Source organism: Halovibrio sp. HP20-59 (assembly GCF_033052795.2).
Lineage (GTDB): Bacteria > Pseudomonadota > Gammaproteobacteria > Pseudomonadales > Halomonadaceae > Vreelandella.
The window spans coordinates 133,774-160,094 of record NZ_JAWJUW020000009.1 but is presented as its reverse complement, the minus strand read 5'-3'; the positions used below and the strand labels follow the sequence as shown (position 1 = coordinate 160,094).

Sequence of the window (26,321 nt, the reverse complement as noted above, 5' to 3'; positions counted from 1 at the left end):
CCTGATCAAATTGTTAAAGAGCTGTTTCGCTGTGCTTAACTGGCTAGCCGTTGAACTGGCTTGCCGCAGCGAGGAAGGCGTATTCTACGCATTTCCTGGTGATTGTCAATCGCTGATTTTAGCGAGTGAAGCGAACAATGAAACCTGCTCTAACTTCCTGACAAACCAAGGCTTTTACACCTCATTCACCGCTGGTAACGCTAGGCGTCCCCGGCAGCGGATGCGTACTATACGATCTCACTGGCGGGTTGGCAATGGGGTTTGTTAAAAAATTACAGATTAGCAGCCATTAGCGGGTGAAACCCCTTCGGCACCAAGCTGATTGGCGGTTACACTAGCTTTATTTACCGCTCTTTCCACCACTTTGTCGAGACCCGCCATGAGCCACCACCTGCTAACCGTCGACTCACTAAACCGCGAAAGCGTTGATCACTTGTTGCGCGTCGCTGCGCGAATGGAGCCGATTGCTCAGCGGCGCCAAGTAACGCGGGTATTAGAAGGGGCGGTCCTCGGCAATCTGTTTTTTGAAGCCAGCACCCGAACACGGGTCAGCTTTAACGCGGCTTTTTGCCGTTTGGGCGGTAGTGTTTGTGACACCACAGGCTTTACCTTCTCTTCCATGGCTAAGGGGGAGTCGCTTTACGACACCAGCCGGGTAATGAGTGGCTACTGCGACGCAATTGTGATGCGCCACCCCGACCAAGGCTCCGTGGCTGAGTTCGCCGCAGCGACTAATGTACCGGTGATTAATGGCGGCGATGGTCCTGGCGAGCACCCCAGCCAAGCGTTGCTCGATCTTTATACGATTGATAAAGAGTTTCAGCGCCTGGGCAAACGCTTAAGCGGAGCGCATATTCTGCTCACTGGCGATTTAAAATTCGGGCGCACGGTACATTCACTGATCAAGCTCTTGTCACTTTATGACCCACTGCGTATTACGCTGGTATCGCCGCCAGGTCTTGAGATGCCATCCAAGCTGATTGATTTAGTGACGTCGCGGGGCCACCGCATCGAGCAGCGCGAGTCGCTGGCCTGTGACTTCTCAGATTTAGATGTGGTGTACACCACCCGCATTCAGAAAGAGCGCTTTACCAACGAAATGAATGAGAGCTTCCAGGGCTTATCCGACGACTTTATGGTTAACCGCGATTTTCTCGATCACCGCTGCGGCCAAAACACGATCGTAATGCACCCGCTGCCCCGTGACAGCCGCCCAGGTGCCAACGATTTAAACGTGAATCTTAACGGCGACCCGCGTCTGGCGATTTTTCGTCAAACCGATAACGGTATTCCCATGCGCATGGCGATTTTTGCCACATTGTTAAATGTCGATGAGCTGGTTGAGCAAGATTTACGGCCGGTCCGCTGGTACGTGCCGTCACAAACGGGCACGCTGGACCGATAAGGCGAAGCGAGTTAAGCAGGGTCTAAAAAACGATAGGGACTAAAGTGATAAACGCCCACCAGGCAAACCTTCCAGGTGGGCAAACCAGCCTTCCAGAATCAAAATAGCGGCGATTCCATCGACACTGTCTTGGCGATAGTTGCCTTTATGACCTGCCTCACGGGCGATCATTTTGGCCTCGCGGGTCGTACCTCGCTCATCGACCATTTCACACGGCTTGCCGTAGCGACCATGCAAACGATTACCGAATTTTCGCGCGCGAGTGCTCATCTCTGACTCGCTGCCATCCATATTCAGCGGCAGCCCTACTACTAATAGATCCGGCTGCCACTCGTTAAGCAGGCGCGTCACGATGTTCCAATCGGGAATCCCATCCCGCGCGGTTAGCGGTGTCAGCTCGCGGGCGCTGTGAAGCAGCTCATTGCCCACAGCAACGCCAATCCGCCGAGTGCCGTAATCAAAGGCCAGAATTAAGCGCTGCCCCGCCTCAGCCATTAAGCGTGCCCCGCATCTCGGGTCATTAGATTAAGGTCGACGCCTAACAAGCCCGCCGCGGCCGTCAAACGCTCCACGGGCGGGGTATTGAATAGCACCGAACGTTGGCCTTCTACCGTTAGCCAACTGTTCTCTTTAAGCTCTTCTTCAAGCTGACCCACTTCCCACCCCGTGCAGCCCAAACAAACTAAAAACTGCTCGGGGCCATCGCCAGCCGCGAAGGCCTGGAGGATATCCAGCGAAGTAGTAAGCGCAATGCCATCTTCCACCTGGATACTCGAATCCCACTGCTGGCTATCGCCCACATGCAGGATAAAGCCACGATCTTTGTGCATTGGCCCGCCGTAGTATACCGGCGCGTTACGATGCGGACTTGTTTCACCACCCAATTCCAATTGATCAAACAGGGCCTCGAGAGTAATTTCCATTGGCCGATTAGTAATCACCCCCATACAGCCGTTGTCATCGTGGTCGCATAGATAAATGAGACTACCAGCAAAATTAGGGTCGTCTAAGTGTGGCATGGCCATCAAAAAGTGATGTTTCAAACTTTGCATGCATCTCCCACTGCCTGCTGGCATCCCAACAGGCATAGCGTAATGAGTGTAGTTATCCGAGCGAGGCCTTGCTTAGGCTAAGCGGCGCTCAACGGCATCGAGCAGCAATCCGGCAATATTCGTGCCCCGCTGATCATCAATTTCGCGCACGCAGGTTGGGCTGGTGACGTTAATTTCCGTAATATAATCGCCGATCACGTCCAGACCGACAAACATCAACCCTTTGTCACGAATCATCGGCTGTACCTGTTTAATAAGCCAATGGTCACGCTCGGTTAGCTCGCGACTGACGCCTCGCCCACCAGCAGCCAGATTGCCGCGGGTTTCCCCCGCCGAAGGTATGCGCGCCAGCCCAAAGGGCACTGGCTCACCGTCCACAAGCAGAATGCGCGTATCGCCGTCTTTAATTTCCGGCAGGTAACGCTGGGCCATGATTTGACGTTGGCCGCGCAAGGAGAGCTGCTCAATCACCGCGCCAATATTGCGACCGTCTGGGCCGATATGAAAAATACCGGTGCCACCCATGCCATCCAGCGGCTTGAAAATTACGTCGCCATGCTCTGCGTGGAAAGCACGCAGCACATCGTCACGGCTGGCCACTAAGGTCGGCGCGCAGCACTGGGGAAACTGCTGGGCAAACAGCTTTTCGTTGCACTGTAATAGCGCAGCCGTCGGGTTCACCACCAGCACGCCTTCACGCTCGGCAAATCCTAGCAGGTGCAACGCATTAGTGAACTCGGCATCCACGGGTGGGTCTTTACGCATTAGCACCGCATCCAGCTCAACCATGGGACGTGCCGAAGGCTCGCCTAAGTCGTACCAGTGATGAGGGTCACGATGTACCGTTAACGGCCGCATGCGCGCGTAGGCCTGCCCCGCGTTCAAGAAAAGATCCCCCTGCTCCATATAGTGCAGGGTATAACCTCGCTCTTGAGCAGCCCAGAGCAGAGCCATAGTGGTGTCTTTCTTGTAAGCGATGTCGCTGATGGAATCCATCACAACACCGAGATGCAGATTTGATTGGCTCATCGGGGCACTATCCAAACATGAACAATAGGTGTGCAGTATGCCGCACTGCCCGCTAGGCGCCAACTTCCCCAGCTAACGACTCATCATTACTCGCTAAGTGCGCCGGGCACTAAGCGAATGGCGCCCGGCTCCAAAGTGATCAACTGCTGCTTGTAAAGCCGCCCAATGGCTTGTTTATAAGCACTTTTACTGACACCTAAGCGGGCTTTTATTTCGTGCGCCTCACTTTTATCGCCCAGCGCTAAATAGCCCCCACTTTCACGCAGGGCCTGCATTACTTTATCGCCGACCACATCTAAACGAGCGGCACCTGGCGGTAATAACGAAATATTCAAACGCCCATCTTCACGGCGCTGCTTCACATAGCCTTTGATAGATTGACCACGCCGCAGCGGTTGAGTCACGTCATCTTGGTAAATAAGCCCCCAGTAACGGTGGTTGACGATAACTTTCATGCCCAGATCGGTCCGCTCAGCCACCATCACGGCGACTTCATCGCCTTTTTCCAGGTCCCAAGCGTCATCGGTCAAAAAGCGATCCAGCTTCATCGTCGCGACCGGCCGCCCCTGGTCGTCGCTATACAGCATGACCAATACGCGCTTACCCGGATCGGGTCGAAAGTGTTGCTCGCTAAACGGCAGCAGCACATCTTTAGGCTGCCCCCACTGCAAAAACGCTCCGATATTATTGACAGCCGTAACCGTTAGGTACGCCACTTCACCCAACTGGGCAGATGCATCGCTAGCAGATCGCGGGGAGGAGTGAGACTCACGGACCATGGGGAACGTCCTTCAAGAAAAATAGAATATTATTATGGTGCCTTATAGAGGTAAGGCAAAGCACAGCAGGGTAAGCATGAAAAAGCAGCTACGGTTATTAATAGAGGGCGCAGGAAAAAATATATACTTACAAATCGCCAAAGTAGTGCTGCAGCAGCGAAAGCGCCACCACCGGTGCTGTTTCGGTACGCAAAACACGCGGGCCAAGCGTCAGCGGCGTAAAGTCAGCGGTTTGGGCAGCAGCGATATCACTCTCGCTCAAACCGCCTTCCGGGCCGATCAGGAGCGCTACCGACGCCGGTCGGTCTTGGCGATCAAACGCATTGCCGGTCGCCAGATGCAGCATCAAGCGCAGCGGCTCCTGGCGCTCGTCAAGCCATGCTGATAACGGCATTGGTGAGTGCATTTGGGGCACCACCGCGCGACCACTTTGCTCGCAGGCACTGGCTGCCACCGCCTGCCAATGCGCCAGCTTTTTATCTTCACGATCGCCTTTCAACCGCACGTCACCGCGCTCGGTATACAGCGGAGTAATCGCCGCGACGCCCAGCTCGACGGCCTTTTGAATGGCATAATCCATTCGGTCGCCTTTAGAGATAGCCTGGCCTAAATGGACGGACAGCGGCGATTCACCACTACCGGCCCATACTGCCTCGACTCTCGCCAGCGTCTGTTTGCGGCTAACTTCCGCCAAACGAACGCCCGCCTCACGCCCTTGACCATCAAACAGTACCAGCGGCGCGCCTTCACCCATGCGCAGCACGCGAGTGATGTGCCGCGCCGGGCCGTCCGGCAATACGACGTCACTGCCTGCTACAAAAGCAGCAGGCACGAAGAAGCGCGGCATTTTGCCATGCAAGGCATACCAATCAGCGGCGTGCATTTCTAACATGGCGTTTGACATCGCTTAGTGGGTGTTCTCTTGAGTGTTCTCTTCTGCTTGCTTAGCTTCGCGTTGCTTACGCTGGGCGTACATCGCTTCAAAGTTTACCGGCGCTAGCATCAGCGGCGGGAAACCACCACGGTTGACCAGGTTATCCACGCACTCACGGGCGTAAGGGAACAGCAGGTTGGGGCAGAAAGCACCCAAGGTTTGATCCAGCTGTGCGCCTTCAATGCCGGCAATGCGGAACAGGCCCGCCTGCTCGACTTCAGCCAGGAAAGAGGTGGTGCCGGTTTCGTTGTCGTTAACCTGCGCGGTCACCTTGACTACGACTTCGTACTGGTCATCGGCAATCTTGGTGCTGGTGGTATTCAGGTCCAGATTCACCTTGGGCTTGAACGATTGCTTAAACACCGAGGGAGAATTGGGCGCTTCAAACGAAATATCTTTTACGTAAATACGCTGCAGAGAAAATTTCAGCTGCGGCTTTTCGTCTGCTGTAGCACCTGCCTGCGGGGTATTGTTATCTTCCGCCATAGGAAAACTCCTGATTGTTGATTAATTAAAAATAGCGTTGGTTATTTTTTAACCACTGGAAGGCCGTCGCCTTGCCACTGCGCCATGCCGCCCTTCAACTTGAAAGCCCGCTCAAAGCCCGCTTTGGCAAGCTTGGCTTGCGCGGCGCCAGAACTTTGGCCGTGCTTGCACACCACAATGATCGGCTGGGCTTTCACTTTATCCAGTTCGTTCATGCGGCTATCAAGGTTGCTTTGCGGAATATTGCGCGCCCCTGCGATATGCCCGGCCTTGAAGTCTTTGCTTTCACGGATATCAACCACCACCGCATCTTCGCGGTTGATAAGCTGAGTAGCCTCGGTAGACGTCAGTGCATTCGTGGAGGCACTACGTGCTTCGTAGACAAGCCACGCTACCAACACCAGCAAAAACGCTCCCACTAGCAGGGGGTGGTTCTGTACGAATTCGAACACCTGATCGATCATCGCGAACACAATCTCTTGGTAAATACGGAAAAAAGGGCGTTGCCACCGGTAAAACGCGACAAGTATACACGTCAGATCGCTTCCCGCGCAGGCCTAGGAGCCTGTCCGGCTTAGCCGATCGTTGCGAGAAGCACGGATTTTGAGCCAAATTTATCGCTCGATTGAGGCGAATAACGCGTTATTTAACGAAATCGATCGACTAAAGTTGGCCAAAATACCGGGATTCGCAGTAGATCAGTGTTAAGCCGGACAGGCTCCTAAATCATGACGCCTGGCAGTTGCCTGCGTTATGATGCCCCAAGCGTGCGCCCATCGCGACCCCGATTTTTTCGCGTCGTTCGGCTTGCCAATCTTAACGAGGTTTTTATGGATACTTCTCGCACCCCGCGCCCCGTGGCGCTGATTATTCTTGATGGCTACGGCCACAACCCCGACAGCAGCCATAATGCGGTAGCGGCTGCCCACAAACCGGTGATGGATAAATTGTGGGAAGAGCGCCCCCATACCTTCGTTCACACCGATGGTCTTAACGTCGGGCTTCCCGACGGCCAAATGGGCAACTCCGAAGTCGGGCATATGAATATTGGTGCCGGACGTATCGTTTATCAGGATTTCACCCGTATCAGCAAGACAATAGAAGATGGCGACCTGGATGTGAATGACAACCTCACCCAGCCGATTGACGAAGCCGTCGCCAATGGCCGCCCGGTACACTTAATTGGCCTGCTATCACCCGGCGGCGTGCACAGCCATGAAGACCACTTTATTGCCATGGCCGAACTGGCGGCTCGCCGCGGCGCCCAGCGTATTTTTATTCACGCTTTTTTGGATGGCCGCGATATGCCACCGCAAAGCGCGCTGGCCTCAATTAAGCGTGCCAATGCCCGCTTAGCGGAGTTGGTGGGTGCCGATAACGGCTTTGTTGCCTCGATTATTGGCCGTTTTTACGCCATGGACCGTGACAACCGCTGGGAGCGCGTCGAGCAAGCCTACCGCCTGCTCACCGATGGCCAAGCTGAGTACTACGCCACTAGCGCTGAAATCGCGCTACGCGATGCTTACCAGCGCGGCGAAACCGACGAGTTCATCACCGCCAGCAGCGTGCCACTTCACGATAAGCCCATTACCTTACAAGATGGCGATGCGGCGATTTTCCTCAACTTCCGTTCTGACCGCGCCCGCGAGTTGAGCCGCGCCTTTGCCGAACCAGATTTCGACGGCTTTAAGCGCCGTGAGTGCCCCAAACTCGCAGGCCAGGGGCTGGTCATGATGACCCAGTACGCCGCTGATATTCCTTTAACTGCCGCTTTCCCGCCGTCAGACCTCAACGACACCTTGGGAGAAGTTGTCGCCAAACGCGGTTTAACCCAACTGCGTATTGCCGAAACTGAGAAGTACCCCCACGTGACCTTCTTCTTTTCAGGCGGCAACGAAGCCGAGTACGCGGGCGAAGAGCGCATCCTGGTGCCCTCACCGCGTGATGTGCGCACCTACGACGAAAAGCCGGAAATGAGCGCGGTCGAGATTACCGATAAGCTTGTCGACGCCATTGATGGCGGCACGTTTGATCTCATCGTTTGCAATTACGCCAACGGTGACATGGTCGGCCACACCGGTGATTTCAACGCCGCGGTAAAAGCCATTGAGACTGTTGATACCTGCGTGGGTCGCGTGGTCGACGCCATTGAGCGCGCGGGCGGTGCTTGCTTAATTACCGCCGACCACGGTAATGCCGAGCAGATGGTTCACCCCGAAACCGGCGCACCGCAAACCGCCCACACCACCTTTGTGGTGCCGCTTATCTATGTCGGTGAACGTTCTGCCGCACTTGAAGAAGGCAAGCTATGCGACCTGGCCCCTACGTTGCTCACCATGATGGATCAGGAACAACCCGAGGCGATGACAGGTAATCCACTGATTCATTACAACAAGTAGTAGTGCTCATGCGGTCATGTTTAGCACTGACTCTCTGGTTGGCGTTAGTTTTCGCGCCAGCCAGCTTCGCCCAGCGGGACGAAAGCGCAGCGCGTCAGCAGTTGGATGCGATTGGCCAAGAGATCGAGTCCGTTGCCCAACGTCTCAGCGCCACCGGCCAGGCCCGGGATAGCGCCGAGCGCGAGCTGGAGGCAGTCGAAACCGAGCTTGCCAAAACCCATCAGCGCTTGGACACGCTGCAAGCCGAGCGCCGCCAGTTGAATGATGAAACTGCGCAACTACGTGAGCATCGTGACCGGCTGGAAAATGAGCGCGCCGACCAGTACGCGGCGCTGGGCCAGCAGCTCTCAGCGCTTTACCGTCTTGGCCCCACGCCGCAGCTCAAACTGTTGCTTAATCAGGGCGACCCCGCCGAGCTTGATCGTATGCAGGCGTATATGAACCGGCTGAGCAAAGCACGCAATCGCCGTTTAAACGCTATCGCTCGGCTCGACAACGCTTTGGCCGATACCCAAAACGAGCTACGCGAGCGACAGGCGCGCCTTGATACATTGGCCGATGAGCTGGAGAAGCAAAGCGCGCTCCTGGCCGAGCGCACTACCGAACGCCGCGGCGTGGTGGCTAACCTGGATGATCGCTACGGCAGCGAGGAGGACCGGCTGGCCGACCTTAATCAAAGCCGCGAAGAGGCCGAACGCGTGCTGCGCAACATCCAGGCGGAGATGGCTAAGCTGGCCGAACCCACGCCGACGACGCATATTGTCAGCACCCAAGGCGACCTGCCTTGGCCGGTACAGGGTTCCATTAGCAGCAGCTTTCACCATCGCGACGGTGTGCACTACAACGGTATTGTCATTCAAGCCAACCAAGGCACACCGGTCACCGCCGTTCACGCTGGCCGCGTGGTGTTTGCCGACTGGATGCGGGGGTTTGGTAACTTGTTGATTATCGACCACGGCGATCAGATCATGACGCTGCATGCCCACCTTCAGCAATTCAGCGTCAGGCCTGGCCAGCAAATCAACCGCGGCGATGAAATCGGCCGCGTGGGTGTCAGCGGCGGCCAAACCCGCGCAGCCCTCTACTTTGAAGTTCGTCGCAGCGGCGAACCCATTAACCCACAGCGTTGGATTGCGCGCCGCTGACGGGATAAGCTGCACAACGGTTGATGCCACCACATTTTATGATGTCTCAGCTACTGTTAGTATTTCAACTTCAGGGTGACGCTATAAGGCGCCACCTATCGCCTTGCGGAGTCTGCATGACGCTATCTGTTACCGAGGTATCGGCCCCCGCCAAGCGCTTCTTGGCCACCTTGCTCCCGATTGCTTTGCTCTCGGCCCCGCTGACTCTTTTCGCCCAGCCCAACGCTAGCGCGGAAAGTCAAAATGTTAGCAATGCACTGCCATTAGAAGACATACAAACATTCGCCGAGGTGTTCGAGCGCATTAAGCGTGCCTATGTTGAAGAGGTCGATGACCGAGCGCTGCTGCGCAACGCCATGCGCGGCATGCTCAGCGAGCTGGATCCCCACTCGGCCTACTTGGATGAGGAGGAATATCAAAGCCTGCGTGAATCCACCCAGGGTGAGTTTGGCGGGATTGGTATCGAAGTGGGCATGCAAAACGGTCAGTTGATGGTGATTACCCCGATTGATGACACGCCCGCTTCCCGCGCTGGCTTGTTGTCCCGCGATATTATTATTGCCATTGACGGCACCCCCACCGACAGCATATCGCTGCAAGAAGCGGTGACGCTGATGCGTGGCGAACCCGGCAGCGAACTGCAGATTAGTGTACTGCGCTCAGGCGAAGACACGCCCCGGGAGTTTACCCTGACCCGCGAGGTTATTCGCAGCGAAAGCGTTAAGCACGAGGTGCTCGAGCCCGGTTACGGCTACCTGCGTATCAGCCAGTTTCAGTCGCGCACCACCGAACAGGCCCGCGAGGCGCTTGAGCAAATGGCTCGCGAACAGCCGCTAGAAGGGTTGATACTTGATTTACGCAATAACCCCGGCGGGGTGTTACAAGCCGCCGTGGGGGTTGCCGACCTGTTCTTGGACGAAGGTTTGATCGTGTATACCGAAGGGCGTCTTTCAGATACCGAGATGTCGTTCTCCGCCTCTTCGCCGACGCCGGCTGGCGATGTTCCGCTAGTGGTGCTGGTTAACGGAGGCAGTGCCTCAGCGGCGGAAATCGTCGCTGGCGCGCTGCAGGACCAGCGGCGCGGCGTCATCATGGGCACCGACAGCTTCGGTAAAGGCTCTGTGCAGCAAATTATGCCGCTGGGCAATGGCGAAGGCCTCAAACTCACTACGGCGCTTTACTACACCCCGAATGGTCGCTCGATTCAAGCCCAAGGCATTGAACCCGACGTCACCGTAGTACGCGGCAGGCTAGAGGTTGCCGAGAGCCGCTTGGAAGTTCGTGAGGCCGACTTGGAGGGACACTTAAGCAGTCAACAAGCCCCTCGAGACCGCCAGGAAATGACTGAGCGGCTGTCCAACGACTATCAACTCAGCGAAGCCCTCAACTTGCTCAAAGCGCTTAACGTGGTTGACCGCCGTCGGCGTTAACGACCTTGGTTTAACGGCAAGTGAGCGGCAGGCGGCCGCGTTCCCCGGTCGCCTGCCGCATGAGCACGCGCTTTAGCGGCACTAACTGGTTCATACCGCTCATCCCCAAATTGCGTGCTAGCGTCAGCCCCGGGTCGTGGCTGCCAAATAGCACTTTAAAGGCTTTCATCAGCCCCAGCATGGCGCTGTTATCAAAACGGCGCCGACGCTCGTAGCGCTTCAAAGTGCTTAATTCTCCCCAAGGAGCACCGCGCTGCCAGGCATGCACCACCTCTTCTGCCAAGACTGCCGCATCCATCAAGCCCAAATTCACTCCCTGGCCCGCCAGCGGATGGATATTGTGCGCTGCGTCCCCCACCAGTGCGAAATGCGGTTGTACATAGTGGCGCGCATGGCGCTGGATTAACGGAAACCGGTGGGCCTTATCGCACACCGTTACCTCACCTAGGCGGTGGCCAAACGCCTCCCCCAGCGCCTTCCCCAGTGCTTCGCGGGGCAATTCACTCAGCTCAGCGGCGTGTTCCGGCGTGGTCGACCAGACAATAGAGCAGTAACGATCGTCGTCCCCTACCGTTAGCGGTAAAAACGCTAGCGGTCGCCCGTCGATAAATGCCTGCCGCGCCGCGCCACCATGGGGCTTGGCACACTTAACGGTGGTCACCACGGCCTCCTGCTGCATATCGTCGCTAGCCACCTCTATACCGGCCATTTCGCGCAGCACCGAGTGGGCGCCATCGGCGGCGATGATTAACGGCGCATGTAGCTGTCGCCCATCGTCAAGTATCAGCCAGTCGCCGTTTGAGGCTTGCTTTGAAGGATGTGAGCTTGCACGCTGCAGCGCTTGTAGGCGAGCACCAAAAAATAGGGTGACATTGGAATGGTCAACGACCTGACGATTGAGAGCGGCGAGCGTGACCGCGTTCTCAACAATATGACCCAGCACTGCAACCCCCGCCTCATCGGCGGAAAAAGTAATCTCGCCGCTCCCTTCGGCATCCCATACCTGCATCCCCTGGTAGGGCGTTACCCGGGTTTTCTGCATAACGGGCCAAGCGCCCAAATGGGTGAGCAACCGCTGGGAGACCGGGGTTAACGCGCTGACCCGCGGCGTCGGCAGTGTAGCGTTTGCATCGTCCAGGCTAAGCGGACCTGGCTTTGCCTCCACCAGCGCCACCTGCATACCGGCTTGGGCCAGCAGCGCACAAAGCGCGGTGCCGACCATACCGCCGCCAACAATAATCGCCTCAAAGCTTTCCACCGGTGGCTTCGCAATAGATGAATCCGTATGCATAGTGTTCCTTTTCTAACCTATGGGTTAACGGTTAACCACTTAGCGCTCTAAGCCCATGGCGCGCCGGGCCAGCCCCCGCCGCAGCGGGCCAATAAGATTCAGGCCGGTTAACCCGGCAGCGCGGGCGTGAGGCAGTAGCGGGAAAGAGAGCCCAAAGAGGCGCACCAGGCCATCGCTAAAGCGAATCACATTGGCACGGTCTCGAGAGCGCTGCTTTTCAAAGGCCTGCAGCGTGGTCATATCGCCCAGCGGCCGGCTGGCCTGCTCGCCCTGCTCCAACGCTTCGACCAGATCCATCACCCCACGCAGCGCTAGGTTAAAACCCTGCCCTGCAACCGGGTGCAAGGCGTGGGCAGCATTGCCCAACACCGCAAGCCCTGGGCGCACGGGTTCTTCGGCCGTCACCAGCGATAGCGGATAGGCATGGCGCGTACCTACCCGGGTAAACCGGCCGACACGGTCACCAAACGCCTGCTGTAGCTGGAGCAGAAATTCACGTTCGGGAAGCGCCATACGCGCTTTTTCGCTGCCGCTGGGGTGCGTCCAGATCAACTCCATGGCCTGGCCTGGCAGGGGCAATAGCGCCATTGGTCCTTGGCCGGTAAAGCGCTCATAAGCGACCCCAAGATGGGGCTGGCTGACCCCCACGTGAGCGATCAGCGCCGTCTGCTGGTAGGACTCATGGCGGCTGCCAATGCCTAATTGCTCTTTAAGCCCAGAGCGCCCCCCATCGGCCAATACCGTTAGGCCTGCCTTCAACTGGCTACCGTCTGAAAGCCGCAGTTCATGACCATTAGCCACGGGGGTGAGTTGTTCAACCTTCGCCGGGCAGTGCCACTCAAGCGGCAGTTGAGCAAGCCGCTGGTGAAGCACCTGGCCCATCCAGGCATTGGGGATAACATGACCCAGCGCGTCGACGCCCAGCTCGTCAGCACTCAGCCGGGTCATCCCTAAGCGGCCTCGCTCACTGATATGGATGCGCTTGATAGGCGTGGCTTCTCCACGCATCCCTTCCCACACACCCAACTGCTGAAAGCGCTGCGCCGAGCCTTCTGCAATCGCGCTGGCCCGGGCATCAAAACTGGGCTGCCAGGCATTTTCCGGCGGCTGAACAACCATTGGCGCCGACTCAATGATCGCCACACGCCAACCATAGCGCTCAATCAGCGGCGCCAGCGCGCAGCCTAAGCTGGCGCCTACCAGCCCGCCGCCTACAATCACAATGTCGTGGGTCAGCGCATTATCAGCTGTTTGACTCGTCCTTTGTTCAGCCCCTTCCATCGCCTTCTCCTTCTCATATACCGCTGCACCTTGGAGACAACTAATACTTCGTAATGTAATTTACATAAAGACCCGTTAACCCATTAAAAACTGGTTACTTTTTAGTCATTAATGCTTCGATTTCAACAACCTGTTTAGGCACGTCTGCGGTCAGTACTTCATGGCCGTCATTCGTCACCACCACATTGTCTTCAATCCGAATGCCAATACCGCGATAGGCCTCGGGAATATCTTCATCGCTAGGGATATACAGGCCGGGCTCTACCGTGAGCACCATTCCTGCGGCCAGTGGCCGGGGTGTTTGCTCATCCAGCTTATAAGTGCCGACATCGTGGACGTCCAACCCCAGCCAATGGGAGGTGGAGTGAAGATAAAAGCGCTTGTAGCTGTTGTCATCGATGCGCGCCTGAACCTCGCCTTCCAGCAGGCCAAGCTTGATCAGCCCGGCGGTTAAATCCGTGACTACCTGCAGGTGAATGTCCGTTAGCGTGGCACCGGGCTGGATGGCGTTAACCGCGCGCTCTTGGGCCTCTAGCACCACCTGGTAGAGCGCCCGCTGGGAGTCGCTAAACAGCCCGGCCACCGGGAACGTGCGGGTAATATCGCCCGCGTAGAGGTCAAATTCGGCGCCCGCGTCAATCAGCACTAAACCGTCTTCACGTAGTGGAGCGCTGTTTTCAATATAGTGCAGAACACAAGCGTTAGCACCGCTGCCAACAATCGTACTGTAGGCGGGGCCACTGGCGCCTTGCCAGACAAACTCATGCTCTAACTCGGCCTGAAGCTGAAATTCGCTCAGCCCTGGACGCGACACCTGCATGGCACGACGATGGGCACGAGCCGATATCCAGGCCGCATGGCGCAGAAGGGCAATTTCAGCGTCGCTTTTAATTAGCCGCATGGCGTGAATCAGGGGGCTAATATCCAGCCAGCCTTTTAGTGGCGGCCGCCCACGCCTGAGCCCTGCCTGAGCGTCAGCCAACGCGTCTTCGGCAACACTCATAGCCTCGGCGTTGTCCAGCGGCAAATAGAGCAGCTCGCGGCCCGCTAGCAGTTCAAGCAAGCGCTCATCGCGATCCGCGTTTTCAAACGCCTGATCGACACCGTGTTCAACGACCACGCCCGCGGCGCCCAGTCGACGCCCAGTCCAGGCTTCCATCGTGGGGTCGCGATCCTGGCAGAACACCACGCTTTGACCTTCAGCGCGCCCCGGCAGCAGCAGTAATAGGGCGTCAGGCTCGCAAATGCCGGTTAGGTAGTAAAAATCGCTGTTCTGGCGGAAGGCGAATTCACTGTCCCGCGAGCGGGTCATCAACCCAGCGCCGGGGAGCACCACGGCGGCGTTCTCTGGCAGCTGGGCCATCAGGGCGTCGCGGCGGTGGCGATATTCCGCCGCGCTTATCGCGGGGGGGCGGGGTAGCAACGTAGGTAACTTAGCGTCAGACAACACAGGGTCAGGCAGCATAGCGGCTCCTATCAAAATGATGCAGCGTTATTAATGAACGGGCGCGTCGGTTTGCTCGACCTGTGGCATGCCTGGGTGCTGCTCCGTATACAGTAGCATCGCGGCCATGCGGGCATGCTCAGTCAGCGCGAACAAATCATTTTCGTTTTCGGGGCTATCGTCGATGTCGGTATCGATACGCCCTAGGGCCTCCAAGTCGCTAATTGCCTCACGGAGCGCCTGGGACCAGCGTTCGCGCAGGTCGTTATCAGTGACCTCATCCACTACCTCGATAAAGCCTAGCGTCCAGTCTTTAAGCCCCTGCGCCTGCTCGCCCAGCGAGAACAACTCATCGGGCAGTAGCGGCGTATAGTCCAGGTCGCTGGCGCTTAACGCCTCTAGCGTTTGTCGCCGCCAGCCAAGCAGCCGCTCGGCGCTAGGCTGGTCGCGAGGCTGTTCTACGCCTAAACTCTGGCAAACTTCGTCCAGCCAAGCTTCGGCACTGACATCGCGAAGCGCCAGCAGTGCGCATAAGCGGCCATCCAAAAAAGCCGGGGACTGCATGCTGCCATGCAGTAGAAAAACATCTGCTACGTCAGAGAAGTCCTGGCGTTCATCAATCAATGACATCGTCTTTAATAACCTCTTATCCACTGGGTGTGTAGGCGACAGAGTGACGGCAATGGTACATGCTGCTGGCGTCCGCGCGTTGACCGCGCGCAATCGCCTCTCTTATAGTGAGCGACACCTATCTTCCTATGCAGTGATGTTAACGCATTGGGCCCCTTGCTGGCCCGTGCTGGAGTCTTTGATGAGTAACGCCAAGCGGCCAACCAAAGAAATAACCCTGTTAGGGCGAGGCTATATCATTGCCTGTGACACGGGCGAAGAAGCCAAACTGGATCGCGCCGCGCGCTACCTAGACCGCGCCATGCAGGGCATCAATGCCCAAAGCAGCGTTCTCGGCAGTGAACGCGTTGCCATTATGGCGGCGCTCAACATCACCCACGAGCTTCTCGAAGCCATGGATGAACAGCGAGCCAGTGAAGAGAATCTTAACCGGCTAAATACTCGCCTTGAACAGGCATTAGCCAAAACCCGCCAGCCCTAGGCATTGCTTAAAAGTAGGGTTGTCTGTCGATCATCTGAAAACGCTGCGAACGTTTAAGCCACCCCTTTGGCATTCGCCGCTGCTCTGTTAGGATGACCGTGTTCTCTGGGGTGTGCGCCAGTCGTTAAAGTCCCTCGAGCCTATGCGTAATACCCAGGGGGCCAAATGCTAGCCAGACCCGTGTGCATGTCCGTGCGTCGGAAAGCCTGACGGTCTGGCTGCGGCCACCCACCTGAACCAGTAGGTTCAGGGCCAGAACGACAGCGGCACCTTGGAGAACACCCCGCAATCAGACATCCGTATGGGGGAAACAGATAGTAATGAAAAACCTCCATCACGACGGATCCCGTCAAAGCGCAGTTCTTCAAAGCCAACCACTTCCAGATCAACAGCCCAGCATTGATAAGCGCGCGCTACGCCGCTTTTTACGTCGCCAACGCCAAGCCCTCACTCAACGCGAACAGCGTGCCGCAGCAAAGCGCCTGTGCCACCGCTTGCAAACGCTGCCTGAAATTACCCGCGCGCGACGCTTGAGTCTTTACCTGCCCGTTAGCGGCGAAATTGATCCTACGCCGCTACTCCCTTGGTTGCGCAAACGTAAGGTAGATGTCTATTTGCCTGTTTTGTGCCCGTTTAGCGCTAATCGTCTCTGGTTCGTCGCCTACCGCCCCGACACGCCGATGGTGAAAAACCGCTTTGGCATCTGGGAACCGGATAGTCGATTTAGCGCCCAACGGCGAAATCGCTTGCCCGCGTGGGCACTGGATACGCTGATCGTGCCGCTGGTGGGGTTTGATAACCAAGCGAATCGGATGGGCATGGGCGGCGGTTTTTATGACCGTAGCCTTGCCTTTATGCGCCGCCCTGGCCCGTCACCTACACTGATTGGCGTTGCCCACGCCTGCCAGCAGGCGGCGTCGCTACCCGTTGAACCTTGGGATGTACCCTTACAAGTAGTGGTCAGCGATCAAGGCTGCGTTCGGCGCCAATAAAAAAAGGGCCGATCCTCTAGAGGGTCAGCCCATGTTGTTATTGCGGGTTAAAAGCGATGCCGCAGCGTTGAGGGCTAACTCCCCGACAACGCCTGCGCGTAACCAGTGGCGAGTACTCCTAATGCAAACACAATCATTAACGCCATTACCATATCAGGCTTTTTACGCCGCATACCGCTTCTCCAACACCTTTGACATTGCCGAATGGATTAAATCTGCCATTCATTGTCGTTATCAACGTAATGGCAGATTGGATTAATTTCACTCACGACTATAGGTCTAACAAGGCATCGTTTACAACTGCTTAAAGAGGCTTTTTTTGCCCCTATTTAAAGCTTTTGACACGCTTATGAAGCTGAGTAGCTTTGGCGCTCGCGGTTAGCAGCCACTTACATACAAGACTGTATGATTAAGCCATGAACAGTCGATAAGCTGGGTTATCGCTCTCACGCCAGTAGCGATAACCTATCGCATCTAAATACTCCGCCACATGGATGCGGTCACCGTTAGGCACCTGCATACCCACCAAAACCCGACCATAAGCCGCGCCATGGTTGCGATAGTGAAACAACGAAATGTTCCAGTCGTGAGGCAGTTGGGTTAAGAAGTTCATCAGTGCACCTGGGCGTTCGGGGAACTCAAAGCGATAGACCTCTTCCTCAAATCGCTCGCTAGGACGGCCGCCGCTCAGGTGACGGATATGTAGCTTGGCTAGTTCATTATCGGTCAGGTCTTCTACCTGATACCCGCCCTCACGCAGCTTATCAATCACCGCTTGGCGGTCTTCGCCACCGGGTTTGACCTGGATACCCACGTAAATATGCGCTTCGCTACTATCGGCATAACGGTAGCTAAACTCGGTCACCATCCGCTTACCAACAGTGCGGCAGAACTTCTTAAAGCTGCCCGGTTTTTCGGCAATGGTGACTGCCAGGATCGCTTCACGCTGTTCGCCAAGCTCTGTACGCTCGGCTATATGCTGCAGGCGGTCAAAGTTGGTATTGGCACCTGAGTTAATGCATAACAGCGTCTCGCCTTCGGCGCCGGTTTGCTGAATATATTTTTTCAGCCCCGCCAATGATAGCGCCCCGGAGGTTTCTGCCACCGCGCGGGTATCTTCAAAGATATCTTTTACCGCAGCGCACATTTCATCAGTGGTCACGGTGATCACGTCGTCGACCAGATCTTTCATCAGGGCAAAAGGCACCTCGCCAATCTGAGCCACTGCGACGCCTTCGGCAAACACCCCAACCTGGTCGAGTATCACGCGTTCGCCGGCTTCTAGCGCGGCTTTAAGGCAGGCACTGTCTTCGGCTTCCACACCGATCACTTTGATATCCGGGCGTAAATATTTCACATACGCCGCCACACCCGCAATCAGCCCGCCGCCGCCTACAGGCACAAAGATGGCATCTAAACGGCCAGCGTGTTGGCGTAGAATTTCTACGCCGATGGTGCCTTGACCGGCCACCACATCAATATCGTCAAACGGCGGAATATAGGTATAACCGTGCTCTTTGATCAGCTCTTGCGCGTGTTCGGCAGCAGCGGCAAAGGCATCACCTTTAAGAATGACCTTGGCGCCGCGTGCGCGCACCGCCTGCACTTTGATGTCAGGCGTGATGCGCGGCATGACAATCACCGCTTTGACGCCCATCAGTTTGGCCGCCATGGCAAGCCCCTGGGCATGGTTACCGGCGGAAGCGGCAATCACGCCTTTGTCTTTTTGCGCCTGGGTTAACTGCGTCATCTTGTTGTAAGCACCGCGAATCTTAAACGAAAATACCGGCTGTAAATCTTCGCGCTTAATCAAAATCTGGTTGTTGAAACGACGCGACAAAAAGGGAGCTGGGGAAATCGGTGTCTCACAAGCGGCTTCGTATACACGGGCTTGGAGAATCTTTTTGACGGTTGCTTCGAGCATGCGGGTATCCCAAGGGAAAGACGTGAACGGACAGAACATTCATTGGTAGCAGATTACACCTAGTGGCGTCTACATCGGCAGGCAACGTTTAGACCGCTATACTAGCGCTCTACCTCTGTTATGACGAACGCTCCTCTGACTTACTCTTATCTAATAACTTATTAGGCTTATTATGAAACCAGCGATGAACCAGGATGAATTGAAAGCCGCCGTGGCGGATGCAGCGATTAAAGAGATTGAACCGCAGCTGGAAAAAGACACTGTCCTGGGCATTGGCACTGGCTCCACGGCCAACCTGTTTATTGATCGTCTAGGCCCGCTGCGCGACCGTTTTAAAGGCGCGGTGGCCAGCTCAAACGCCAGCGCCGAGCGCCTAGAGAAACTGGGCATTGAAGTGTTTGAGCTCAACAGCGTCGGCACAGTGCCTTTTTATATAGATGGCGCAGACGAAGTAAATGCTAACTTACATATGATTAAAGGCGGTGGCGCAGCACTGACCCGCGAAAAAATCGTGGCTGCCTGTGCCAAGCGTTTTGTCTGCATCGCCGACGGTTCAAAATACGTGCCCCAGTTAGGCAGCTTTCCGCTGCCGGTAGAAGTCATCCCCATGGCGCGCTCCTATGTCGCCCGCGAGCTTGTCGCATTGGGGGCTGATCCCGTCTACCGCCAGGGGGTGGTTACCGACAACGGCAACCAAATTATCGACTGCTTCGATTTTATGATCGCAGACCCAGTGGCCATGGAAGCAAAAATCAACGCTATCGTCGGCGTAGTGACCAATGGTTTATTTGCCGCCCGCGGCGCCGACGTTCTGCTGTTGGGTAAAGCAGATGGCGTAGAGCGCATAGCGCTAAAATAAAGACGCTTACATAACGCCACTGCGCTAACGGGGTAGTAGCAACGCCAATCCTGTCAGGGTGCGAGCCAGGGCACCTTTGTGTGCCTCAATAGCTGCGCGCCCTGCCAGCCCAGCCTGCTGGGCGCGCTCAGGGTTAGCAAAATAGTCGGCCACAGCGTCTGCCACGGCGTCCGGGCTATCAACCAGCGTTAGCGAACCTGCCGCTTGCAGCGGTTCAGCCACATCAGCAAAGTTTTCAATCGAGCGGCCGCTGATAACCGGCTTGCCCAGGGCCGCCGGTTCTAACACATTGTGCCCCCCCAGCGGCACCAGACTACCGCCTACATAGGCCACACGGCCTGCTGTATAAAGCACTGATAGTTCACCTAGCGTATCCCCCAGATACACCTGGGTTTGCGCCGTCACGGGCTGCTGCTTGCTGCGGCGGCTTAACACCCACTCTTTCTCGCACAACGCGGCCACCTCATCAAAGCGCTGAGGGTGGCGCGGCACCAACACTAGCAGCGCATCAGGGTAGCGTTGCAGCACTTGGCGATGGGCCTTTAGCAATAGCGCTTCTTCGCCGTCTCGGGTCGAGCCTGCCACCCAAACTGGACGCTCTCCCCACTCTTGAAGTAAGTGCTCACCCTCTTCCTGTGCTCTGTTTTTACTAGCCATCTCAAATTTGAGCGAACCAACGATGCGGGTGATATCCGTGCTGCAGCCAAGGGCATTAAAGCGTTCGGCATCTGCCGGTGATTTTGCGGCTAGCCAGCTAATATTGGCGAGCGTGCTGGTCATTAGCGGGCGCAGACGTTGGTAGCGCTTAAAAGTGCGGGGCGATAGACGACCATTCACCACTGCCACCGGCACACCCCGCTGGCGGCAGGCGTGGATCAGGTTGGGCCACAGCTCGGTTTCAAACAGGATCGCGAGTTCGGGCTGAACACTACGTACAAAGCGTCTAGCAGCACCGGGAAAATCCAACGGTAGGAAGCGATGGGTAAGCCTTGCTTGATCGCTTGGAGTTTGCTCGCTAATAAGCGCTTGAGACTGCTGAGCCCCTGTAGCCGTCATGGTCGTAAGCAGTAGGCTATGCGCCGGGTAATGCGCAAGTAGCCCTTCAATTAACGGGCGTGCGGCGCGCACTTCTCCCACAGACGCACAGTGCAGCCAAATACGTGGCGCGGGAGGAAGCGGCTGAAGGCGTAATCCCAGCCGTTGAAGGCGCGAGTAAGTGGGTACTTGCTCACGCCATACACGCCAGCCAATCAGTGGTGAGAGCGCATACAATGCCGCTGAGTAGGCAAGCCGTGGCCAGGCAAGCGAAGCCATTAGCGCTCGCGATCAATAATGGAGCTAATCATCGCCGAGGTCGAAACGCCGTCTTCAAAGCCCAGCACTTTAACTTCGCCACCATTGGTCATAACGGCTGCGCCCCCGGCAATATCTTCTGGCCGGTAATCGCCACCTTTGACCAATATATCGGGAAGCACCGCTTCAATCAGCGCCTGGGGGGTGTCGTCTCTAAAGGGCACTACCCAATCGACGGCACCTAACCCTGCCAACACCTGCATACGCCGGTTAAGCGGATTAATCGGCCGCTTGGGCCCTTTCAGGCGACCAATAGAGGCGTCGTCGTTAACCGCGACGATTAAACGATCACCCAGGCGCTTAGCCTGCTCCAGGTACGCAACATGGCCCGCGTGCAGAATATCGAAGCAGCCGTTGGTCATGACCACCCGCTCACCGCGCAGTTGGGCGGCACGTACCGCCTCAATCAGCATATCGGGCTCAATCACGCCAAACTCGGCTAGCTTATCGCCGTGTAATGCAGTGTAGAGCTCAGCGATCGATAGCGTGGCTGTACCCGGTTTGGCCACTACCAGACCGGCGCCCAAATTGGCCAACATCATCGCTTCGGGAAAGGCGTGGCCTGCCGCAAGCGCTAGCCCCATTAGGCCAATAACGGTATCGCCCGCCCCTGTGACATCGAAAACTTCCTGAGCGCGGGTGGGTAAGTGCAGCGGCGCATGCCCTTCGCGGATCAGCGTCATGCCCTTTTCGCTGCGGGTAATTAGCAGCGCTTCCAGCTCAAGCTCCGCACGTAGCGCTTCGCCTCGGCGGGATAACTCATCATCGGTCGCGCAATGGCCGACCACCGCTTCAAACTCGGTGAGGTTGGGGGTGATTAAACTCGCCCCTCGATATCTGCTGAAATCCTGCCCTTTCGGATCGATTAGCACACGCTTGCCCTGGTCTGTTGCGCTGGCTATCAAGTTCTCTACTTGGTTCAGTGTGCCTTTACCGTAGTCGGAAAGGATCACTATGTCGCAATCGGGGAGCGCCTTTTCTACTTGAGCCACCAGCTCACTGGTCTCGACACTGTCCAAAGGCTGCTCAAAATCCAGGCGCAGCAGTTGCTGGTTACGACTCATCACACGCAGCTTGGTAATCGTGGGTATCTCGGCGCTACGCTGAAAGTGAGCACTCACACCTGATGCATTCAAACTGGCTTGTAGAATCTGCGCGTTCTCATCGATACCGATAACGCCCGCCAGCACCGCATGGCCGCCTAGCGAGGTAATATTCAGCGCCACATTAGCCGCTCCGCCTGGGCGGTCTTCTACATCTTCCACGCGCACCACCGGCACCGGCGCTTCAGGGGAAATGCGCGAGGTACCACCATGCCAGTAGCGATCTAGCATCACATCCCCCACGACCAGTACACGGGCGTGCTCTAGGGCGGTTAAATCAATTTTCATCGGTGCTCCCTGCGCTGGTGGTTGAAGCGGTATGTGCCAGCAGTGTATCCAACTTGGCAATGACATCGTCGGCTTTAATCAGCGTCATAGCGCTTGGGTGGCGTACCCGCTGGCCCCAACTCACTTCGTCTACCGATTTATGCAGATAGGTGCGCACGGCTTCGGGGTAGGCATTAACCGCAAAGTCCCGCCATAAATAGGGTGCGGCGCGCTGGGGATTAGTGGAGGCATAAAGCCCCAACGCAGGTGTACCCATGGCATTGGCCATATGGATAGGCCCGGTATCCGGCGCTATCACCGCTTGGGCTTGATCGATCAGCGCTAAAACTCCTTTTAAAGAGGTACCAGCAATGGCATTAATCACACTGGCTGGCTGGCAAAGCGCTTCGATTTGATCGCCGATTTCTCGCTCCAGGGCACTACCGCCACCGGTCAATACGCTTTTAAGACCGTGCTGCACCCAAGCGTGCTCAATCACGCTAGCGTACCCCTCGACCGACCAATTGCGAAAATTACGTAGGCGAACGTTACTACACGGGTTTATGACGAGGTAAGGCGTCTCACCACTGATCACCTGAGCCTCATTACGTGCCGTATCTGGCACAGGTAAATCCCACGCTAAGCGGTCATCCTCTACTCCGAGCACCCGGGCGAAGTCCATAAAAGACTCCAGCACATGGGCATTGGGATGCGGTGCGAGCTGATACTGGGTGAACCAGTGTTGCGCATCTTTGGCGCGCGCCTTGTCATAGCCTACGCGTACATCAGCCTTCAGCCCAAGCGACAGCACGCTAGCACGAATGGCCTGCTGCATATGCAGCAGCACATCGAAGCGCGTATCGGCAAGCTGCCGCCATAACGCGCGCATCCCAGCAATACCGGTCGACTTGTCGTAAACAACAAACTCGACCCCGGTAAGCCCCGCCAGTAGACTGTGTTCCCCCTTACCGATAATCCAGGTAATGCGCGCATCAGGCCACTGGCGCTGCAACGCCCGCACAGTGGGCACGAGATTGCACACATCTCCTAAGGCGGAGAGACGCAAAATGGCAATATGGTTAGGCTGAACAGGTAACGAGGGCTTCATGCGCTTAACAGCACTCCGGCAAAAAAATAATCTGATTTTACATGATGCAGACAGTTTATGTGACGCGCCTGAAACACACCAAATCAAACCGGCTCTGTTCACTAGCGATTACTGGCGTGAGCGAGAACTAATTGTCGGTGAAGCCCCCGGCCGGGGTAGCAGTTTGTTTGTGCAGGCAACGCCTACTGAACAGTGGGCACTAAGGCCTTATCGTCGGGGTGGCATGGCGGCCAAACTAAGTAAAAAACGCTATTTGTGGACAGGCGCCGAGCGCACCCGAGCATTTCGTGAATTGCGTTTAACTGCCACCCTTTTTGAGCAGGGGCTCCGGGTGCCCCGCCCCGTAGCGAGCTGCGTTACCCGCTATGGGCTTACGTATGAAGCCGCATTGATCACCGTGCGCATTGCGGGTGCCAAAGCCCTGGCAGAGCTACTCGTTAACGATCTAGCCAATGAAGCATTGTTAAAGCGTGTAGGGGTCATGGTTCGGCGTTTTCATCAAGTAGGGCTTGACCACGTTGACCTGAACGCGCGTAATATTTTGATCGACCCCATTGGCGAGCCTTGGTTGATTGACTTTGATCGCTGCCGACTTCGTGAGCCTGGGAAATGGCAGGAAGAAAATTTAAAACGGCTGGAGCGATCTATACACAAGTTTAAACCTTCGCTGGTCATCTCTCCCCTCATCCAAGGATACCGAGCCACAAGCTAATCTACATTTTCTTTAAAGGGGCCATGTAAATTTTTGTAGTGATTGCTGAGTATCTAAAGGGCCGGATTCTGTCTCCGGCACACAATACTGTAATGCTGTTAGCATGCGCTCAAACGCTTCAGCGCCATGAGCCTTTTGCGTTACTTTTTCCCACCAATCTCTATGCACTGCTTTCACTTCCACAGGTACTGTCGCTAAGCCTAAATATTGCGCCATCGCAAGTCGGTGTAGGCCTCTATTTATTTTTATCAAACGGCCATTTCTACTGACTGCCACGCCTAATCTATCTTTACCCTTCTGCTGTTCAAACCCATTAAGGGCCATATCATCCATAAATTTCAGATAAACACGCAGATAAATAAGGATTCGCTCTTCAGTATCCAGCAAAAGTCCTTGCTGGTGAGAGGACCAAGGGTGGCCTTCATCGACTTGCTCTTTGAGGCGGCGAAAGGCCTCGCTGCCAGTCAGATCATCGCGATGCGCATCAATATCGCTGATAAAACGATAGCGCGAACCATCACGTAGATCTTCTCGCCGCAAGTCCCAATCGCCGCTCCAAATAAACGCCGACGATAAAGGCCTAAGGCGCTTAGGAAGCTCACTCCAATCACGAAGGCGCACCAGTTCACGGGGATTCACATGCAGTATTAGCCGCGTATCTAGTTGCTGCTCAACAACACGCCGCGGTAAGCCCAACTGCTCCGCCCATTCACTTCCAGGAAAATCATGCTTCCATAGTCCGAAAACCATACGCTCAAGAGGGACACCTATCCTCGCTTGAAAGCCATCACGCACAGCCATCTGGAGACGCGCACGCTGTACCGGCCAGTACATTCGGGAGTCAGCCAGTGAAGAAAAAGCTGGGTCTCCTCCAGGGGGTATCGGAAATTGACGTTGCATAACACTCTCCGTAGGGAGCAGAGTAATCTTGCTGTTAAAACCTGAATTCAGGGAATTATAATTCGCAAAAACATCGCGTTTACTGTGCTGATTGATCTCGACCGCTGCAGCCGCGTTATTCAGAATAAAAACTATTCAGACGCAGTGTAATACTCAATTAAGCGTTTCACGTGCTGCTTGTTGCTGAAGTGCTGTTCAACACGGAGTCGAGCGGCCTTCCCCATTGTTTGACGCTTGGCAGCATCCCGAATCATGGTGTCCATAGCATCACGCCATGCATGGACATCAAATGCCCCCACTAGCAAGCCTGAATCGGCATCTACTAACTCCGGCAGCGAGCCGGTATTGGAGCCAATGATCGGTATGCCGCAGGCCATAGACTCAATGATCGTCAGACCAAACGCTTCATTCTTTGAAGGAATACACACCATGTCCAGGGCTGGCAAGATTTCCGTTAGATCGTTGCGGTGCCCTAAAAAGGTGATTTTTTCAGCCAAGAAGGTGCCCGCAACGACTTGTTCTAACTGGGCATAAAACGCCTCAACGCCGCCTGTAGCATAGTCAGTCCCGCCGATGGAGAGCGCATGAAAGTTTAATGCGGGGTCTAGCTTAAGCAACGCATTCACCCACACATCTTGCCCTTTACCTGGGGTAACACGGCCGGGAAGCCCTATTAGCACTGCATCAGGCAGTACGCCCAGAGCCATTCGCTTGGCACGAATGGCAGCAAGATCATGACAGGGCTGGTACTTAGCGATATCCACCCCATGAGTTAAGCAGGCCACCCGCTCCCGCGGGACGGGCAAATTGCCAATATTGCGCTGATGTGTTGCCTGACTAATGGAAAACACGCGCTTCACGCTACTATAAGCAATCCGGTGATAGGGGCTCTTCTTAGGCCGCTGCCCCCCCACATGATCGGTATAAAAGATATTTAATGTTGGTAGCAGCGCTTTTAATAGCGTAGTCAGGCGCAAATCACTCGATTTATGGCAATGTATAATGGTCACCTTCGTTGCCACCAACCAGCGCCTTAGCGAGAAGATATTGGTCAGAGCGTGTCCGTTACTGGCAAAGGCTTTGTAAGGTACACCATGGCGCTGCATGTAGGCTTCTACCTTCGAGCCCTTCAAGCAAATACCGATGACATCCCACCCTTCTGCCTGCAGGTCTTCAATTACGCGGTCTACGTATAACTCCATTCCGCCTTTACCATCGGAAAGACACAGTTGCAGTACCTTATTTTGCATTGTTTACCCTACCCAGCCGTGTACCGTTAAACAATCAATACGATATCTTGTAGTATACAGGCTGGTA

At 55.8% G+C, this 26,321-nt stretch carries 25 protein-coding genes and 1 other RNA gene; 9 read left to right on the top strand and 17 right to left on the bottom strand.

All coding sequences use genetic code 11. From position 1 onward, the window contains the following. Positions 1 to 379 precede the first annotated feature (379 nt). On the top strand, positions 380 to 1,405 hold the full coding sequence (gene pyrB, locus RZA33_RS12190; RefSeq protein WP_317507987.1) for an aspartate carbamoyltransferase: 1,026 nt from the start codon (positions 380 to 382) through the stop codon (positions 1,403 to 1,405). Positions 1,406 to 1,444: 39 nt separating this feature from the next. Here the strand turns inward: pyrB and ruvX are convergent, their stop codons facing one another. The 7 genes from ruvX to RZA33_RS12155 form a co-directional block, all read right to left on the bottom strand. Then, a complete protein-coding gene (gene ruvX, locus RZA33_RS12185) occupies positions 1,445 to 1,900 on the bottom strand; it encodes a Holliday junction resolvase RuvX (protein ID WP_317507986.1) in 456 nt (151 codons plus the stop codon). After that, positions 1,900 to 2,457, bottom strand: coding sequence for a YqgE/AlgH family protein (locus tag RZA33_RS12180; protein ID WP_317507985.1), 558 nt, complete (start codon positions 2,455 to 2,457; stop codon positions 1,900 to 1,902). The genes ruvX and RZA33_RS12180 overlap by 1 nt, the downstream gene beginning before the upstream one ends. Before the next feature lie 72 nt (positions 2,458 to 2,529). After that, a complete protein-coding gene (gene gshB / locus RZA33_RS12175; RefSeq protein ID WP_317507984.1) occupies positions 2,530 to 3,486 on the bottom strand; it encodes a glutathione synthase in 957 nt (318 codons plus the stop codon). Between the two features lie 86 nt (positions 3,487 to 3,572). Then, positions 3,573 to 4,265, bottom strand: a complete 693-nt coding sequence (locus RZA33_RS12170; protein WP_317507983.1) for a S1 RNA-binding domain-containing protein — start codon at positions 4,263 to 4,265, stop codon at positions 3,573 to 3,575. Between the two features lie 127 nt (positions 4,266 to 4,392). Then, positions 4,393 to 5,169, bottom strand: coding sequence for a 16S rRNA (uracil(1498)-N(3))-methyltransferase (locus RZA33_RS12165; protein WP_317507982.1), 777 nt, complete (start codon positions 5,167 to 5,169; stop codon positions 4,393 to 4,395). Positions 5,170 to 5,172: 3 nt separating this feature from the next. Further along, the gene (gene secB, locus RZA33_RS12160; RefSeq protein WP_317507981.1) at positions 5,173 to 5,685 is read right to left on the bottom strand and encodes a protein-export chaperone SecB; all 513 of its coding nucleotides are present in this window, start codon (positions 5,683 to 5,685) and stop codon (positions 5,173 to 5,175) included. Between the two features lie 41 nt (positions 5,686 to 5,726). Next, positions 5,727 to 6,149, bottom strand: a complete 423-nt coding sequence (locus RZA33_RS12155; protein ID WP_317507980.1) for a rhodanese-like domain-containing protein — start codon at positions 6,147 to 6,149, stop codon at positions 5,727 to 5,729. A gap of 366 nt (positions 6,150 to 6,515) precedes the next feature. On the opposite strand from RZA33_RS12155, the gene gpmI reads away from it, so the two are divergent. The 3 genes from gpmI to RZA33_RS12140 all read left to right on the top strand — a co-directional run bounded on the left by gpmI (position 6,516) and on the right by RZA33_RS12140 (position 10,659). Beyond that, a complete protein-coding gene (gene gpmI / locus RZA33_RS12150) occupies positions 6,516 to 8,084 on the top strand; it encodes a 2,3-bisphosphoglycerate-independent phosphoglycerate mutase (protein ID WP_317507979.1) in 1,569 nt (522 codons plus the stop codon). 8 nt (positions 8,085 to 8,092) lie between these two features. After that, on the top strand, positions 8,093 to 9,229 hold the full coding sequence (locus RZA33_RS12145) for a murein hydrolase activator EnvC family protein (RefSeq protein ID WP_317507978.1): 1,137 nt from the start codon (positions 8,093 to 8,095) through the stop codon (positions 9,227 to 9,229). 116 nt (positions 9,230 to 9,345) lie between these two features. After that, a complete protein-coding gene (locus tag RZA33_RS12140) occupies positions 9,346 to 10,659 on the top strand; it encodes a S41 family peptidase (RefSeq protein WP_317507977.1) in 1,314 nt (437 codons plus the stop codon). A gap of 10 nt (positions 10,660 to 10,669) precedes the next feature. Here the strand turns inward: RZA33_RS12140 and RZA33_RS12135 are convergent, their stop codons facing one another. From RZA33_RS12135 to RZA33_RS12120, 4 genes are all read right to left on the bottom strand, one after another. Beyond that, positions 10,670 to 11,950, bottom strand: a complete 1,281-nt coding sequence (locus RZA33_RS12135; RefSeq protein ID WP_317507976.1) for a UbiH/UbiF/VisC/COQ6 family ubiquinone biosynthesis hydroxylase — start codon at positions 11,948 to 11,950, stop codon at positions 10,670 to 10,672. Between the two features lie 39 nt (positions 11,951 to 11,989). Then, positions 11,990 to 13,231: a 2-octaprenyl-6-methoxyphenyl hydroxylase gene (gene ubiH, locus RZA33_RS12130; RefSeq protein ID WP_317507975.1), complete on the bottom strand. Its 1,242-nt coding sequence runs from the start codon at positions 13,229 to 13,231 to the stop codon at positions 11,990 to 11,992. A gap of 94 nt (positions 13,232 to 13,325) precedes the next feature. Beyond that, the gene (gene pepP / locus RZA33_RS12125) at positions 13,326 to 14,696 is read right to left on the bottom strand and encodes a Xaa-Pro aminopeptidase (RefSeq protein ID WP_317507974.1); all 1,371 of its coding nucleotides are present in this window, start codon (positions 14,694 to 14,696) and stop codon (positions 13,326 to 13,328) included. A gap of 30 nt (positions 14,697 to 14,726) precedes the next feature. Then, a complete protein-coding gene (locus RZA33_RS12120; RefSeq protein WP_317507973.1) occupies positions 14,727 to 15,305 on the bottom strand; it encodes a YecA family protein in 579 nt (192 codons plus the stop codon). 181 nt (positions 15,306 to 15,486) lie between these two features. Here RZA33_RS12120 and RZA33_RS12115 point away from each other — a divergent pair, with 181 nt between their 5' ends. From RZA33_RS12115 to RZA33_RS12105, 3 genes are all read left to right on the top strand, one after another. Continuing rightward, positions 15,487 to 15,786 carry a cell division protein ZapA gene (locus RZA33_RS12115; protein WP_317507972.1) on the top strand — a complete coding sequence of 100 codons (300 nt, stop codon included), beginning with the start codon at positions 15,487 to 15,489 and terminating at the stop codon, positions 15,784 to 15,786. A 99-nt stretch (positions 15,787 to 15,885) separates the two neighbouring features. Further along, a non-coding RNA gene (gene ssrS / locus RZA33_RS12110) (6S RNA) lies at positions 15,886 to 16,068 on the top strand. 38 nt (positions 16,069 to 16,106) lie between these two features. After that, positions 16,107 to 16,778: a 5-formyltetrahydrofolate cyclo-ligase gene (locus RZA33_RS12105; RefSeq protein WP_317507971.1), complete on the top strand. Its 672-nt coding sequence runs from the start codon at positions 16,107 to 16,109 to the stop codon at positions 16,776 to 16,778. Positions 16,779 to 17,187: 409 nt separating this feature from the next. Here the strand turns inward: RZA33_RS12105 and ilvA are convergent, their stop codons facing one another. Beyond that, a complete protein-coding gene (gene ilvA / locus RZA33_RS12100) occupies positions 17,188 to 18,702 on the bottom strand; it encodes a threonine ammonia-lyase, biosynthetic (protein ID WP_317507970.1) in 1,515 nt (504 codons plus the stop codon). 184 nt (positions 18,703 to 18,886) lie between these two features. On the opposite strand from ilvA, the gene rpiA reads away from it, so the two are divergent. Continuing rightward, the gene (gene rpiA / locus RZA33_RS12095; RefSeq protein ID WP_317507969.1) at positions 18,887 to 19,561 is read left to right on the top strand and encodes a ribose-5-phosphate isomerase RpiA; all 675 of its coding nucleotides are present in this window, start codon (positions 18,887 to 18,889) and stop codon (positions 19,559 to 19,561) included. A 24-nt stretch (positions 19,562 to 19,585) separates the two neighbouring features. Here the strand turns inward: rpiA and waaA are convergent, their stop codons facing one another. From waaA to RZA33_RS12080, 3 genes are read right to left on the bottom strand one after another with little or no spacing between them, the layout of a single operon-like run. Next, entirely contained in the window at positions 19,586 to 20,875 is a 1,290-nt protein-coding gene (waaA, locus tag RZA33_RS12090; RefSeq protein WP_317507968.1) for a lipid IV(A) 3-deoxy-D-manno-octulosonic acid transferase, read from the bottom strand. Then, the gene (hldE, locus tag RZA33_RS12085) at positions 20,875 to 22,305 is read right to left on the bottom strand and encodes a bifunctional D-glycero-beta-D-manno-heptose-7-phosphate kinase/D-glycero-beta-D-manno-heptose 1-phosphate adenylyltransferase HldE (RefSeq protein ID WP_317507967.1); all 1,431 of its coding nucleotides are present in this window, start codon (positions 22,303 to 22,305) and stop codon (positions 20,875 to 20,877) included. The genes waaA and hldE overlap by 1 nt, the downstream gene beginning before the upstream one ends. Next, entirely contained in the window at positions 22,295 to 23,392 is a 1,098-nt protein-coding gene (locus RZA33_RS12080; protein WP_317507966.1) for a glycosyltransferase family 9 protein, read from the bottom strand. Before RZA33_RS12080 ends, hldE begins: the two co-directional genes overlap by 11 nt. Here RZA33_RS12080 and RZA33_RS12075 point away from each other — a divergent pair. Further along, complete coding sequence (locus tag RZA33_RS12075) at positions 23,391 to 24,104, top strand: 3-deoxy-D-manno-octulosonic acid kinase (RefSeq protein WP_317507965.1); 714 nt, start codon at positions 23,391 to 23,393, stop codon at positions 24,102 to 24,104. The genes RZA33_RS12080 and RZA33_RS12075 overlap by 2 nt on opposite strands. A gap of 12 nt (positions 24,105 to 24,116) precedes the next feature. Here the strand turns inward: RZA33_RS12075 and RZA33_RS12070 are convergent, their stop codons facing one another. Together RZA33_RS12070 and RZA33_RS12065 are read right to left on the bottom strand one after the other, a co-directional pair. After that, positions 24,117 to 24,905, bottom strand: a complete 789-nt coding sequence (locus RZA33_RS12070) for a hypothetical protein (RefSeq protein WP_322976210.1) — start codon at positions 24,903 to 24,905, stop codon at positions 24,117 to 24,119. A gap of 230 nt (positions 24,906 to 25,135) precedes the next feature. Further along, on the bottom strand, positions 25,136 to 26,254 hold the full coding sequence (locus RZA33_RS12065; RefSeq protein WP_317507963.1) for a glycosyltransferase family 4 protein: 1,119 nt from the start codon (positions 26,252 to 26,254) through the stop codon (positions 25,136 to 25,138). Between the last annotated feature and the right edge of the window lie 67 nt (positions 26,255 to 26,321).